Annotated in this window: 13 protein-coding genes; 8 read left to right on the top strand and 5 right to left on the bottom strand. The window is 40.3% G+C overall.

All coding sequences use genetic code 11. The features are described from left to right. The first annotated feature begins 3 nt into the window (after positions 1-3). Positions 4-1116 carry a hypothetical protein gene (locus tag PROVRUST_RS20170; protein ID WP_006814733.1) on the top strand — a complete coding sequence of 371 codons (1113 nt, stop codon included), beginning with the start codon at positions 4-6 and terminating at the stop codon, positions 1114-1116. Next, positions 1103-1600 carry a tail fiber assembly protein gene (locus tag PROVRUST_RS10310; protein ID WP_006814732.1) on the top strand — a complete coding sequence of 166 codons (498 nt, stop codon included), beginning with the start codon at positions 1103-1105 and terminating at the stop codon, positions 1598-1600. Before PROVRUST_RS20170 ends, PROVRUST_RS10310 begins: the two co-directional genes overlap by 14 nt. A gap of 40 nt (positions 1601-1640) precedes the next feature. On the opposite strand, the gene PROVRUST_RS19010 is transcribed toward PROVRUST_RS10310, so the two are convergent. From PROVRUST_RS19010 to PROVRUST_RS10290, 4 genes are all read right to left on the bottom strand, one after another. Continuing rightward, positions 1641-2615, bottom strand: a complete 975-nt coding sequence (locus PROVRUST_RS19010) for a glycosyltransferase family 2 protein (RefSeq protein ID WP_006814731.1) — start codon at positions 2613-2615, stop codon at positions 1641-1643. Between the two features lie 102 nt (positions 2616-2717). After that, the gene (locus tag PROVRUST_RS10300; protein ID WP_006814730.1) at positions 2718-3008 is read right to left on the bottom strand and encodes a hypothetical protein; all 291 of its coding nucleotides are present in this window, start codon (positions 3006-3008) and stop codon (positions 2718-2720) included. After that, positions 3005-3250 carry a DinI-like family protein gene (locus PROVRUST_RS10295; protein ID WP_006814729.1) on the bottom strand — a complete coding sequence of 82 codons (246 nt, stop codon included), beginning with the start codon at positions 3248-3250 and terminating at the stop codon, positions 3005-3007. Before PROVRUST_RS10295 ends, PROVRUST_RS10300 begins: the two co-directional genes overlap by 4 nt. Positions 3251-3737: 487 nt before the next feature. Continuing rightward, positions 3738-4187 (bottom strand): hypothetical protein, encoded by a 450-nt coding sequence (locus PROVRUST_RS10290; RefSeq protein ID WP_006814728.1) that lies wholly within the window; start codon positions 4185-4187, stop codon positions 3738-3740. A gap of 191 nt (positions 4188-4378) precedes the next feature. On the opposite strand from PROVRUST_RS10290, the gene leuE reads away from it, so the two are divergent. Together leuE and tadA are read left to right on the top strand one after the other, a co-directional pair. Beyond that, entirely contained in the window at positions 4379-5026 is a 648-nt protein-coding gene (gene leuE, locus PROVRUST_RS10285) for a leucine efflux protein LeuE (RefSeq protein ID WP_006814727.1), read from the top strand. Positions 5027-5112: 86 nt separating this feature from the next. Beyond that, positions 5113-5616, top strand: coding sequence for a tRNA adenosine(34) deaminase TadA (gene tadA / locus PROVRUST_RS10280; RefSeq protein WP_039855057.1), 504 nt, complete (start codon positions 5113-5115; stop codon positions 5614-5616). Between the two features lie 28 nt (positions 5617-5644). On the opposite strand, the gene mltF is transcribed toward tadA, so the two are convergent. Continuing rightward, entirely contained in the window at positions 5645-7267 is a 1623-nt protein-coding gene (gene mltF, locus PROVRUST_RS10275) for a membrane-bound lytic murein transglycosylase MltF (RefSeq protein ID WP_006814725.1), read from the bottom strand. A 322-nt stretch (positions 7268-7589) separates the two neighbouring features. Between mltF and purL the strand changes: the two genes are divergently transcribed. The 4 genes from purL to PROVRUST_RS10255 all read left to right on the top strand — a co-directional run bounded on the left by purL (position 7590) and on the right by PROVRUST_RS10255 (position 14069). Further along, on the top strand, positions 7590-11477 hold the full coding sequence (gene purL, locus PROVRUST_RS10270; protein ID WP_006814724.1) for a phosphoribosylformylglycinamidine synthase: 3888 nt from the start codon (positions 7590-7592) through the stop codon (positions 11475-11477). Positions 11478-11728: 251 nt separating this feature from the next. Beyond that, positions 11729-12415, top strand: a complete 687-nt coding sequence (locus PROVRUST_RS10265) for an ankyrin repeat domain-containing protein (protein WP_039855056.1) — start codon at positions 11729-11731, stop codon at positions 12413-12415. Next, on the top strand, positions 12415-12879 hold the full coding sequence (locus PROVRUST_RS10260; protein ID WP_006814722.1) for a nucleoside deaminase: 465 nt from the start codon (positions 12415-12417) through the stop codon (positions 12877-12879). The genes PROVRUST_RS10265 and PROVRUST_RS10260 overlap by 1 nt, the downstream gene beginning before the upstream one ends. Then, positions 12879-14069, top strand: coding sequence for a cyanate transporter (locus PROVRUST_RS10255; RefSeq protein WP_006814721.1), 1191 nt, complete (start codon positions 12879-12881; stop codon positions 14067-14069). The genes PROVRUST_RS10260 and PROVRUST_RS10255 overlap by 1 nt, the downstream gene beginning before the upstream one ends. The last annotated feature ends 37 nt before the right edge of the window (positions 14070-14106 follow it).

Raw genomic sequence — 14106 nt, 5'->3', positions numbered from 1 at the left:
ACAATGACTAAAATCTTTAAAGTTCCCTTTGCAACACAAGGGGATCGAACTTCTATTCCCAATGAAGTGCAATCCGATGGCGCCGTGTCTTACACGCAAGGCTATGGATATGATTATGAGCGCGATCAAGTATCAGACCCTGCAGCTAAAGATATCGAACGTGAAAAAATGAATGGCATATTTCACGATATTACTGAAGCGGTGGGTGAGATCCAAAATTACGGTTTTCCTAAATGGGCAGAAGAGGGCAAGCCTTATCCTATTCGAGCCATTGTTTATCATAAAAACAAAGTGTGGCAGTCCAAAGTTGAGAATAATGAAATAGAGCCGGTTGCTGGTGCTCAGTGGGCTGAATTAAAAGCGGACTTAACCGCTGGCGACATCAACGTTTATAACAAGACGGAGTCGGATAAGCGATACCAGCCTTTGGGGAATTATCAGGTTGCAGGGTATAGTTACTCAAAATCAGAATCTGATACAAACTATCAACCGAAAGGCAACTATGCTCCTGCTGCTAACTATGCAATGAAAGGTGATAGCTACACGAAAGCAGAGGGCGATGGTCGATACCAGCCAAAAGGTAGTTATCAGCCAGCAGGAAACTACGCGGTAAAAGGTGAAAGCTATACTAAAGCGGAAGAAGATGGTCGATTTCAACCCAAAGGAAGCTATCAAGCTGCTGGGTATAGCTACTCAAAATCAGAATCAGATGGAAGATATCAACCGAAAGGTAATTATCAGCCGACAGGTAATTATGCACTCAAAGGGGAAAGCTATACCAAGGCAGAAGGCGATGGGCGCTATCAACCGAAGGGAAATTATCAACCTACGGGGAATTATGCATTAAAGGGAGATAGTTACACTAAATCAGAAACATACAATAAGTCAGAAGTTGACTCCAAAATAGGAGGTACCCTTAACAGTAAAAACTTTAGGATCTCAGCTTATACTGAAACTGCAATGGGATATAGTGGCTGGTCTACATCTCCAGCTAACCAATTTATCGTTGGCATGAGGAACAAAAATGGAGGACCAGGAGATGTCTGGTGTGACCGTATAAGAACCGCTACTTTGCAAATATTGGTCAATGGAGTGTGGGTAAATGTCACTAACTAAAAAGTTTGAACGATATATTCCAGAAGAAGATCATTATTCTAATGTTATTTATTTGCGTAATATCGATGGGGATTGGTACAAACAGCAATCAAATTTCGCAAATAACTCATTGAAGGTTTTGTATGATGACGATGGATTCATTATTTCAATGCATCATGATGTCTCAATGCTTTATCCCGACGGTGCATATATATGTGAGCTTGATGCTAATACCCATGTCAATATTGATATTCATAAGATTAAAGATGGAAAACTATATGAGTATCAATCATTAGATAACTACAACCGTTCCCAAATTGATCTTAAGAAAAAACAACTAATGAATGAAGTGTCGAGTCTTATAGACCCGCTTCAGGATTCTTTTGATATGGGAGTTGCGACTAGTGAGGAAATTGAAAAATTGATAGCATTGAAAGAGTATCGGATTTCTCTAAATCGAGCTTCAACTCTACATGATATTAAATCTCTGACGTTGCCAGTATAAGAATAGTCGCCCACAACTAATGGGCGATATTATTATCATATTAATGGTTTTTTATTTCTTCTATTTTACTGTAAAGCCAAATGAATTTGGTTTTAAGTTTCATGCTTAACTTAAATTCATTTTGAAATGGTTTTAGTAGGGATTTTATATTCTTAATCTGAGTATTATTGAAATGACAATATCCGCGTACTTTTTTATTAATGCTTCTAAGTAAGCTGTATTCATGCTCCATTGTTTTAGCCAACATATTGATGACACTATCGGACTTATTAGAATTTGAATATATCGAATATAAAGACTCCATAGCATACATCACATCATCAATGTGCTTTTCTTTTGGGCTTCCAGTTATGCTTGTAGACCTAGTTCTATATAAAACCAATGGGGCAGAAATACTAAAAATATTTTTTATCTTCGCAGTAATAACTGGAATTATTGCTAAATCTTCATATTCACGACCACAAGGAAACTTAATATCATCGAATAGTTCTTTTTTATAGACTCGGCACCATGAAAACCAACTGTTTTTCTCAAATATCCCTGATAAATCAGTTAATTGATTGACTATGTGATAGCCGTTATCTAGATTCGTTACTGATAGAGGGTATGTTTCTTTTGGATTATCATTGTAGAATCTAGATGCATTAAATATGATCATATCTGGTTTGTGATCTAACATCACAGGTTTAATCGTTTCCCATAATGATGGTGTCCAAAGGTCATCAGCATCTAAAAATGCAATATATTTTCCGTTCGCATGCTTTATCCCATTATTTCTTGCAATAGATACGCCTTGATTTTTTTGGTTTATCAGAAGAACATTAGAAGATATATTTTCATGCGAATATTTAAAGCGTTCTATTTCCGATTCCGAGTTATCTGTTGATCCATCATTGACAACAATTACTTCAATTAGATCTGTAGCTGATATAGGTAAGGAGTTCAGGCAGTCATATACATACTCTCCATTATTGAAGCAAGGGATTATGACTGATAGTAATATTTTTGTTTTCATAAAGATGCCTATTTTACATCGCTGCGAGTATCATTGATTATATGTATGTTATCAAATGACGATATTTACGGAAAGAATAAAGCCGCATATCGCGGCTTTTCATCACATTAGGTATTTTTTAGACTCAAATTTTTCCGCTTTTGAGTTACCGTAAAAATGCCTCTCCAATTGGGTTAGTAATTCTTTAGCGACACTTTCTGCCATAAATGATTGCACCGGCTCCCTTTCTATATTTTGCATTTCTCGAGTTTCTTCATTGAACATAGGATCAGAAAATACAAATTTCATGAACACAAAGCCGGGCGGGTTATCAATAGACAACTGAGCTTTTTCTAGCTTTGGAATGAATTCTGCGTTATCAGCTTCAAGTTCTACATACTCGTCTTTTTTCATGCCGGTACCCACGAATCATCTTGCCAGATCTCTTCCAAAATTTGACCTATCTCTTCTTTCTCGTCATCTGTTTTAGTTTCACTGATAGTCAGTGACTGTGACGAACTCATGGCGACACGTAAACTCAATGGACCAAATCGCTCACCAATTCTTTTTATGATTTGCTCTTGCAGGGCATCACGGGTTCTATCGTTAGGCTTTTGCTTTGATTCTTTATCAAAGAGGATCTCTATACGCGGCATATATACAACCTTATTTCACTGTTTATTTATACAGTATTTATATACAGTAAATTTATAGATTGCAATAAGGGAAAGGTGGTTTTGTGTTATAGAAGATCAAATCATGAGGAAGCAACACAAAAACTCTGAAACACAATGAGTAACACTTGGTTTTATCTAATTGATTTTAAATGAAATATAAGACTATGAATCACATATCGCAATTGATGCATTTTTTAGTAATTAATAGTGCCATTTTAATCGATTATATCTATTTGATAATTTAACTTTTATAATTGTTGACTATTCTACACTGAACCGAATCAATTAAACACTGAATTATGGTGATTAAAACTAAATGAATTACATTGTTAACAAACTGTAGTTTTTTGTTTAAAACAAAATGTAATCAACGAAATATTCATTAAATTTTTAATAAAAAATAAAAAAACAAAATAAGGATTTAAATTACAATCCTTATTTCTATGAAATTATTTATTGAATAATATTAGTAAGTAATTAAATTATAGATATACCAATATTTGGTTTTGTCTGATTGAGTATAGAAATGCAGAACACCATTTACAATAAAGAAGGTTGCAGATTTGATTGAGTCTTCAATGGAAAACTCTTCAGAATACATTAATTGGATACTCGCATTATCAGCAATTTGATAAACATCGATAACTTTTTCATCCAAGTTGTAACCATAAAGATATTGTTTATTTTGAGTTGAATCGTAGAAAGCTTGGATATTTTGTAGGTAGGTTTTCAATTTTCCTTTTTGAACAACAGCAGATGCATCGATTTTACCTGCATCGGACATGTTATAGATCATATAAGATTTATCTCTTGAATGACCTAAGAAGAATGATTTTTTACCGGCAATAAATGCCAGTGTAGTTGGATAGAACTCATCGAACATGTTCGATTGAACGGTTCTTCTAATAAATGCCATTATTATTCCTCGTATTTAATTTAAGAAAACTCAAGTTCCCATTAATCATATTTGAATGATTTGAATTTAAAAATAATGTTAATTGTTAGCTTGTTTTATATATTCGAATGATTTAAAAATTAATAAATGCAAGTTGTTCACAAATAAATCAAGTTGTGATAGTAATAAGAAAAAACGATTAGGATGTAGCGATGTTTGAAAATCTCGGGGTATTAAATTTTTGGACGTACTTGGCAGGGTTAATCTTGATTATCATTGTACCGGGACCTAATTCCCTGTATGTACTGAAATCAAGTACCTCACATGGCACTAAATCAGGCTATCGGGCTGCATTGGGGGTATTTACTGGAGATGCAATTTTAATTTTTCTTTCTTTCATTGGTGTTGCATCGGTGATTAAGGCATCACCAACCCTGTTCATGGTTGTGCGCTATCTTGGTGCGGCATATTTACTCTACTTAGGTTGTAAAATTTTATATTCCACTTTTTGGCAAAAAAAATCATTACCGGTTGGTAAAGAAACCATTGAAATCAAAGCAGAAAAACATTTTACCCGTGCGTTAATTCTGAGTTTGACAAACCCCAAAGCAATTTTATTTTATATTTCTTTCTTTATTCAATTTATTGACTTTAATTATGCTCACGCATGGGTTCCTTATCTGGTATTGGCCGCTATTTTAGAAGCAATCAGTTTTTTATATCTCAGTCTATTAATTTTTAGTGGCTACCTAATTGCACGTTTTTTACGAGAGAAACAAATTCTTGCGAAATTAGGAAATTGCACGGTAGGCGCTTTTTTTATGGGATTCGCTGCAAAACTTGCCATTTTTAGTAATTAGCTATTGATTTATATTAGATTCAATTTGCAGTCACTTTAACATTTCGTAATAATCATGGCTTGGGTCTGAATAGGGGAGAGGTTAGTGTGACGCAATTAGAAATTGATGAGTATTGGATGGCTCAAGCTATTGAGCTAGCAAAACAAGCGCAAGATATAGGGGAGATCCCTGTGGGCGCGTTACTTGTCAAAGATAACCAACTGATTGCAACGGGCTGGAATCACTCGATTGAACAGCATGACCCGACTGCACATGCGGAGATCATTACCCTACAACAAGCGGGAAAAATACTGAAAAATTACCGCTTATTGGATACCACGTTATATGTCACTTTAGAGCCTTGCATTATGTGCGCGGGAGCGATGATACATAGCCGTATTGGTCGTGTCGTGTATGGCGCCAAAGATTTTAAGACAGGTGCTTGTGGTTCGTTTATTAACATTATGGGGCAAGCAGGATTGAACCATTATGTTGATGTCACCGGAGGTATCTTGGAAGACGTTTGTTCATCGATGTTGAGTGCATTTTTTAAAATGCGCCGTGAACAAATCAAAGCCCAACGACATCAGCAAAAGCAAGATCCATTGTGATTGTTGTGTGTATGGGCTCAAGGATAAATCATTCTTTTACTGATTGTGTGTTATTCACGGATTGAACATTATTACTCTCTGGGTTTTTGATGACAGGATATTGAGGTAACGGCGGCTTAGATAATAAATATTCACCTAATGAGCTTTCCGAGCCGGGCTTAGAGGAAGATGTCGAGGTCGAATTCTCTTTTTTATTAAATACGCCAAGATCAATCGGGGATTTTGGTGAGCTATTTAACTTATTTGGTAGTATGTAAGATGAAAGCTGCGGATCATTTTTTGGAACCACGACATAAACTTGTGATTTTTTAGCAATATCTAATGTCCGCTGTTTCTTTTCCTGGCTTTGTAAGTACCCCACCAAGCTTTGATGATAACGACGGATATTTTCGACATAGCGATAAGCTTCATGACCACGGGCATAGCCATAAGTCAGTTGAGAGTGATATTTAGGTTGAGCTAGCAATGGAAGCCTAGCTTTAACATCTAACCAGCGGTCAGGGTCGCCACCTAATTTTTCAGTGAGTTTACGTGCATCCATCATATGGCCATAGCCCATATTGTATGCCGCTAACGCAAACCACATCCTATCATCTTCAGCGATAGTTTTTGGCAGGCGTTCCATCAAATAAGCTAAATAAGCAGCGCCTCCCTTAATACTCTCTTCGGGATCTAATCGATCAGAAATGCCCATCGTAGCTGCAGTGGGTTTAGTTAACATCATCAACCCGCGAACTCCCGTCGGAGAAGTTGCTAAAGGATCCCAATGAGATTCTTGCCATGCGATGGCAGCAAGAAGCTGCCAATCAATGCTGTCGGCATATTTTTCAAATAAAGGTTGATAGTCAGGAAGTTTATTATTGATTGCACTAATAAAAGTGATGGTATCAAAGTAATCAAAAGATTCCACATGACTAAAATAACGTTCAGTCAAGCGTGCAAGAGTTTCATTTTGATTGCTGAGATTGAAAAAGTCGAGAAGGGCAGCATCAAGGCTATCGTCGTTACTGCGGCGCATATACCACGTAATAGCATGGTCATCGAGTAAATCAATCGCAACGGCTATTTTGGGATGGCTACGTTGTTGTAATGCAATAGCGATAGAGTCTTCTAATGTATAATCTATTTCGCCTTCAGCGACCATTTCAAGTAGCTGATTTGGGGAATACTCGCTACTTTCTTCCCACTTTAGGTTTGGATACTCTTTAGACAATTTTTGTAATGTGCTGGCGTGAGTACTCCCAGCAATCACCACTAATTTACCCTTTAAGTCATTAAAAGATTTAGGGCGAGGTGAACCTTTGCGGTAAACCAATTGCTGAGTGACATTAAGATAACTCGGGCCCGCTTTCAGGGTTTCTAAACGATCTTTATTGTAGAGTAAGCCTGCAACAGCAATATCCGCATCATCATTTTCAAGATCTGCAAAAATTTGTTCAAAGGTAGGTCTAATAATAATTTTAAGCTTTACGCCAAGGTAAGTGGCAAAGCCTTGAGCAAGTTCATAGTCAAAACCACGTAGCTGATTTTGCTCATCAATATAAATAAGTGGTGAACTGACAGCACTGATGCGCAACTCTCCTTTAGAGAGAATATTGTCGATTTGTGTGCTGTGTGTATTTGACCATCGGATATTAAAACCAATAATCATAGTTGCCAGCAATGCGATGACCACGACAATAAAATAGTTAACTTTTAAGTTATTCAAATAGTTATTTCTCGTATAAGAGCTGGTGTTGTATTTAGAAAATCGACTGTTGAGTAATGGTTATAAATCCAGTAGTTTGTATTCTGCTCAACAATGATGATCGGTGCAACTAATATTATCGTATTTAGCCCATCATAATATTTAACTATTCGCTCTCTTTTTAGTCACGCAAACGGTTTCGTATTGATGAACATTGCTCTATAATGGTTCTCGGTTTCCCTGCTTTCAGTTCAGGGCTGGCGTTTACAAGAGAGAATTTAAGACTATGGAAATTTTGCGTGGCTCACCTGCTCTATCAGCATTTCGTATTACCCGTCTTTTGGCACTGTTTACTGAAAAACAGCTCCCTGTTACGGATATCTATGCTGAATATATGCACTTTGCTGAGCTATCAGCCCCATTAAACAGTACTGAGCAAGGTAAGCTGAGTAGCTTGTTAAAATATGGTCCTTCTCTGGCGGAGCATGAACCTTTTGGCAAATTGGTTTTAGTCACTCCTCGCCCAGGCACTATCTCTCCTTGGTCATCAAAAGCGACAGACATCGCACATAACTGTGGTTTATCGCAGGTTAAACGTATTGAACGTGGTATTGCGTATTACATCCAGGCAGATGCAATAAGCTCTGCCCAATGGGATGAAGTCATTGGCATGCTACATGACCGTATGATGGAAACCGTATTTTCCTCTTTTGAGCAAGCTCAAGCGCTGTTTGTTCAGCAGCAACCAGCGCCATTAAAAGTTATTGATATTATTGTTGGTGGACGTCAAGCCTTAGAAATTGCAAATAAAGAAATGGGCTTAGCGCTGGCGGAAGATGAAATCGATTATTTATTTGATGCTTTTAAGGGATTAAAACGTAATCCAACTGATATTGAACTGTACATGTTTGCACAGGCTAACTCTGAACATTGCCGCCATAAAATTTTCAACGCCGATTGGATCATTGATGGGGAAACTCAGCCCAAATCTCTCTTCAAAATGATCAAAAATACCTTCGAAAAGACGCCTGACTATGTTTTATCCGCTTATAAAGATAATGCAGCAGTAATGGAAGGTTCTTCTGTAGGGCGTTTTTTCCCTGAACCTGACGGTCGCACATATCGTTATCATCAAGAAGATGCGCATATCTTGATGAAGGTTGAAACCCATAACCACCCAACCGCGATTTCGCCGTGGCCAGGCGCAGCGACAGGCTCTGGTGGTGAAATCCGTGATGAAGGTGCAACAGGACGTGGTGCGAAACCAAAAGCGGGATTAGTCGGTTTTTCCGTTTCTAACTTGCGTATTCCTGGCTTTGAACAGCCATGGGAAGAAGATTTTGGTAAACCAGAGCGTATTGTAACCGCGCTGGATATTATGACCGAAGGTCCATTAGGCGGCGCTGCATTCAACAATGAGTTTGGTCGTCCAGCCCTATTAGGCTATTTCCGTACTTATGAAGAGAAAGTTAACAGCCATAATGGTGAAGAGTTACGTGGCTACCACAAGCCAATTATGCTAGCAGGCGGTATGGGTAATATCCGTGCTGACCATGTTCAAAAAGGTGAAATCACCGTCGGTGCAAAACTGATTGTACTGGGTGGGCCGTCGATGAATATCGGCTTAGGTGGTGGTGCGGCTTCTTCAATGACATCGGGTCAATCTGCGGCTGATCTTGATTTTGCATCAGTTCAACGAGATAACGCTGAAATGGAACGCCGTTGCCAAGAAGTGATCGATAAATGCTGGCAGTTAGGTGATGACAACCCAATTCTGTTTATCCATGACGTCGGGGCGGGTGGATTATCTAACGCGATGCCTGAGTTAGTTAGTGATGGCGGACGTGGCGGGCGTTTTGAGTTACGTAAGATTCTTAACGATGAACCGGGTATGAGCCCACTAGAGGTTTGGTGTAACGAATCTCAAGAACGCTATGTTATGGCTGTCGCTCCAGACCAGCTAGAATTATTTACGGCAATTTGTGAGCGTGAGCGCGCACCATTTGCGGTAATTGGTGAAGCGACAGAAGAGCGTCACTTAACGCTGAATGATGAACATTTCGGCAATCAACCTATCGATATGCCATTAGATGTTTTATTGGGTAAAACCCCGAAAATGCTGAGAGATGTCAAATCTCTGAAAGCTGAACCGGAATCTCTTGATAGAACCACCATTGATTTAACTGAAGCCGTTAAACGCGTTCTTCATTTACCAGCAGTTGCAGAGAAAACATTCTTGATCACCATTGGTGACCGGACTGTAACGGGTATGGTTGCCCGCGACCAAATGGTAGGTCCATGGCAAATTCCAGTGGCTGATTGTGCGGTCACGACGGCGAGCTTGGATAGCTATTACGGTGAGTCGATGTCTATCGGCGAAAGAACACCTATTGCGCTGTTAGATTTTGCAGCTTCAGCGCGTATGGCTGTCGGTGAAGCGTTGACTAACCTTGCGTGTTCTTATGTTCACGATTTGAAGCGTGTGAAGCTGTCGGCAAACTGGATGTCTGCGGCAGGTCATCCGGGAGAGGATGCAGGTCTGTATGCTGCAGTAAAAGCCGTGGGTGAAGAGTTATGTCCTACATTAGGGTTAACTATCCCAGTGGGTAAAGACTCTATGTCGATGAAAACCCGCTGGCAGCAAAATGGTGAAGAGCGTGAAATGACCTCGCCTCTTTCACTGATCATCACGGCATTTGGACGCGTAGAAGATGTTCGTTTAACGGTAACGCCAGAACTGAAAACAACGGCGGATAACGCACTATTACTGATTGATCTCGGACAAGGTCATCATGCACTTGGCGGTTCTGCTTTAGCGCAAGTTTATCGCCAGTTAGGCAATAAAGCGCCAGATGTGCGTGACCCAGCACTGTTGTTAGGCTTCTTTAATACCATCCAGAAATTGCTGTCTGAGCAAAAATTGTTGGCTTACCATGACCGTTCAGATGGTGGTTTGTTCGTTACACTGGTTGAGATGGCATTTGCGGGCCATTGTGGCATTAACGTTGATATTAGTTCATTCGATGAAGATACATTAGCGGCGCTATTCAACGAAGAATTAGGCGCCGTGATCCAAGTTCAAGGGGCTGACCGTCAATATGTAGAGCAGTGTTTTGCTGATGCTGGTTTATCGAGTTGCTTACATTATTTAGGGACAGCAACTAACGACGATGCGGTGATCATCAATAGCCGAGACACTGTTGTTTATAACGAGTCTCGTAGCTTGCTTCGTGAATGGTGGGCAGAAACCACATGGCAGATGCAGCGTTTACGGGATAATGAAGAGTGTGCGGATCAAGAACATCAGGCGAAGAAAGATAGCCAAGACCCCGGCTTACAAGCGAAACTGACATTTGATATCGCGGATGATATCGCTGCACCTTATATAGCAACCGGTATTCGACCTAAAGTCGCAGTACTGCGTGAGCAAGGCGTCAACTCTCATGTTGAAATGGCAGCTGCATGGGATCGTGCAGGTTTTGATGCTATCGATGTTCATATGAGTGATTTACTTGCAGGTAATTTATCCCTTGAACAATTCCAAGCATTAGTGGCTTGCGGTGGTTTCTCGTACGGTGATGTCTTAGGTGCAGGGGAAGGTTGGGCGAAATCTATCTTGTTCAACAATAAAGTTCGTGATGAGTTTGCTGCATTCTTTAATCGACCAGATACACTTTCTTTAGGTGTATGTAACGGTTGCCAGATGATGTCTAACTTGCATGACTTGATTCCAGGCGCTGACTATTGGCCGCGTTTCGTCCGTAACCGTTCAGAGCGTTTTGAAGCGCGCTTTAGTTTAGTCGAAATTGCTAACAGCCCATCGCTGCTACTGCAAGATATGGCTGGCTCTCGTATGGCAATTGCAGTGTCTCATGGTGAAGGTCAGGTCGAAACGCGTGTTCCATCCCACTTAACACAATTGGAAAATAATGGCTTAGTGGCAATGCGTTTTGTGAATAACTACGGTCAAGTCACTGAGCAGTATCCAGCGAACCCTAACGGTTCGGTTAATGGGATTACCGCAGTCACCACAATCGATGGTCGAGCAACCATAATGATGCCGCACCCAGAGCGTGTATTCCGTACTGTGAGTAACTCATGGCATCCAGAAAATTGGGGTGAAGATAGCCCATGGATGCGTATCTTCCGTAATGCACGTAAACAATTAGGCTAAGACTAAAACGGTAGTTTTAAGTTAAAGTATAAAAAATCAAACGCCCTATAAACTGGCTCGCTGAGTCTGATTTATAGGGCGTTTTTTTGTCTGTATTTCAGTTGATAGACGAAGATTTGTTCACAACGAAAAATCTATTCTACAAGATAAGATTGAACAATAGTTTTCCTCTGTTAATGTTTATGGCTCAATTATTTTTTTCTAAATGATTTTTATTTCGATAGGCTAAACAGAGCATAAGGAGATTGATGATGAAAGCGGGATCCTTGAAGCAAAAATGGGGACTCTATTTAATCAGTGCTTTTGTGATTATGCTGATCTTTATGGTGAAGCCTATGGCGAAAACAGATATTCCTCAATTAGTTAATGCAGCTGAAAAAGGTGATTTAGCCTCAGTACAACAGCTTGTTGAGCAGGGCGTAAACATGGAGCAACGGGATCCTCGTCTACGCACACCTCTTATGGCTGCAACAAATGCGAACCAAATTACTGTTGCACGCTACTTGATTGAAAAAGGCGCGGATGTGAATGCAAAAGATGGTATTCAAGATACGCCTTTCTTATATGCAGGGGCTCGTGGTTTGCAAGAAATATTAGAAATGACGTTAAGCCATGGTGCTGACGTAAGCAGTATTAACCGTTACGGTGGGACGGCTTTGATCCCTGCTGCTGAACGTGGTCATGTCAAAACGGTGAAAACATTGATTGATGCGGGTGTGAGTGTCAATCATGTGAACAATCTGGGGTGGACTGCGCTTATTGAAGCGATCATTCTTGGGGATGGCAGTGATAAATATGCTCAGATAGTCACTTTATTAGTCGAGGGCGGCGCTGATGTTAATTTAGCGGATGCTTCAGGGCAGTCACCATTAACACTAGCAAAGAGTAAAGGATATCAAAATATTATCGATATTCTTGAAAAGGCAGGAGCGAAATAATGACAGATAACCAATTTTTGCAGCAAGCCATTTTATTGGCGACGGAAAATGTCAATGCTGGAGGAAGACCCTTTGGTGCGGTAGTGGTGTACGACGGTAGTGTGGTTGCTACTGGGGTAAACCAGATGCTAGAACGCAATGATCCGACGGCGCATGCTGAGTTGCTGGCACTGCGCCAAGCGGGTGAAGTGCTGGGTAAAGTTAGGCTAGATGATTGTGTGGTATATGCAAGTGGGCAACCTTGCCCAATGTGTTTGGCCGCGATGCGTATGGCGGGTATTTCCCGTATTGTTTATGCGTATTCGAATCAAGATGCTGAACCTTTTGGGCTATCAACGGCGAGTATTGCACAAGCATTAAGTATCGAGCCTGAACAGCAAACTGGGCTGCAATTTGTACAACTAAAACCTGAGAATGAACCTCAGTCAGCATTGTACAGTCAGTGGTGGGCATTACACCATTGATGAAAATGCATAAGCCACTTTCTCCTTCTTTCGGGCTGATCTTGACCATTGTTTTAGTGGGGATCAATCTGCGTCCATTTATGACGGGACCGGGTCCTGTCATCGATGACATTATCCAAACTACAGGAATGAGCTACCAAGGTGTTTCTTTGCTCACATTATTACCCATGTTATTGATGGGATTTGGTGCGCTGGTGGTACCGTCTCTCAATCAGCGATTGGGCGATAGGCTTGGTATTAGTTTTTCGATGTTATTGTTATTACTCGGTTCTTTTTGCCGTTTATTTGTGTCTGATGGCATGGCATTATTACTGACTGCATTTTTATGTGGTGTCGGGGCGGCTTATATTCAAGCAGTTTTCCCCGGGCTGATTAAAGCAAAATTTCCACAAAAAATGGCGGCGATGACAGGGCTTTATTCAGCAACATTAATGGTAGGTGGAGCGCTTGGCGCGCAGCTAACGCCGTTGATTACTCACATCACGGGACATTGGCAAAGTGGACTTGCATGGCTGGCTGCTCCTGCGTTTTTAGCGCTCATCGCTGTTATCGCTAATATTCGAACGTCAACAACCAAAGGAATAGCGGGACAAAGTTCGATTTTTATTTACTTAAAGAAACCTCGAACATGGTTATTGATGGCGGGATTTGGCTTGGTGAATGCGGGGTACGCGACCGTGGTGACTTGGTTAGCGCCTTTCTTTCAACAGCAAGGAATGAGCGCGGCTGAAAGTGGTTCATTAGTGGCAATCTTAACGGTTTTCCAAGCAGCTGCGGCATTGATGATCCCCGTTCTTGCATCTCATAATATTGACCGCCGTTTTTGGCTAACAGTAACCTTAGCAAGCCAAGCTTTGGGTTTTGCAGGGTTAATGTTATTCCCTCACTTTATACCGTTGCTATGGGTAGGGTTGCTAGGGTGTGGATTAGGGGGATGCTTTGCACTAACTATTATTACATCATTGGATCATATCTCTCATCCGGTAAGTGCTGGCGCGTTGACTTCGTTGATGCAAGCGGGGGGCTTTATTATTGCGGCATTCGGACCATTGATTGCCGCTGCACTACAGCAAATTAACCACAGTTATACGCCGGTATGGGCAATGCATTTAGTTTTAGTGGTCATCACATTATTATTATTTTTGCGTTTAAATCCCAAAAGTTATCGCCAGATTTTTAGCGTGAAATAATATTTTAGTGAGAATAAATCATAAATATAAAAACCGC

Source organism: Providencia rustigianii DSM 4541 (genome assembly GCF_000156395.1).
In the GTDB taxonomy this organism is placed as follows: domain Bacteria; phylum Pseudomonadota; class Gammaproteobacteria; order Enterobacterales; family Enterobacteriaceae; genus Providencia; species Providencia rustigianii.
Note: the sequence above shows the minus strand (reverse complement) of the source record. Positions and strands in the feature narration are given on the sequence as shown.

Excerpts from the sequence above, each read along its gene's own strand:
- PROVRUST_RS20170 (WP_006814733.1), top strand. The coding sequence starts at position 4 with ATGACTAAAATCTTTAAAGTTCCCTTTGCAACACAAGGGGATCGAACT.
- PROVRUST_RS10310 (WP_006814732.1), top strand. The coding sequence starts at position 1,103 with ATGTCACTAACTAAAAAGTTTGAACGATATATTCCAGAAGAAGATCAT.
- PROVRUST_RS19010 (WP_006814731.1), bottom strand. The coding sequence starts at position 2,615 with ATGAAAACAAAAATATTACTATCAGTCATAATCCCTTGCTTCAATAAT.
- PROVRUST_RS10300 (WP_006814730.1), bottom strand. The coding sequence starts at position 3,008 with ATGAAAAAAGACGAGTATGTAGAACTTGAAGCTGATAACGCAGAATTC.
- PROVRUST_RS10295 (WP_006814729.1), bottom strand. The coding sequence starts at position 3,250 with ATGCCGCGTATAGAGATCCTCTTTGATAAAGAATCAAAGCAAAAGCCT.
- PROVRUST_RS10290 (WP_006814728.1), bottom strand. The coding sequence starts at position 4,187 with ATGGCATTTATTAGAAGAACCGTTCAATCGAACATGTTCGATGAGTTC.
- leuE (WP_006814727.1), top strand. The coding sequence starts at position 4,379 with ATGTTTGAAAATCTCGGGGTATTAAATTTTTGGACGTACTTGGCAGGG.
- mltF (WP_006814725.1), bottom strand. The coding sequence starts at position 7,267 with ATGATTATTGGTTTTAATATCCGATGGTCAAATACACACAGCACACAA.
- purL (WP_006814724.1), top strand. The coding sequence starts at position 7,590 with ATGGAAATTTTGCGTGGCTCACCTGCTCTATCAGCATTTCGTATTACC.
- PROVRUST_RS10265 (WP_039855056.1), top strand. The coding sequence starts at position 11,729 with ATGAAAGCGGGATCCTTGAAGCAAAAATGGGGACTCTATTTAATCAGT.
- PROVRUST_RS10260 (WP_006814722.1), top strand. The coding sequence starts at position 12,415 with ATGACAGATAACCAATTTTTGCAGCAAGCCATTTTATTGGCGACGGAA.
- PROVRUST_RS10255 (WP_006814721.1), top strand. The coding sequence starts at position 12,879 with ATGAAAATGCATAAGCCACTTTCTCCTTCTTTCGGGCTGATCTTGACC.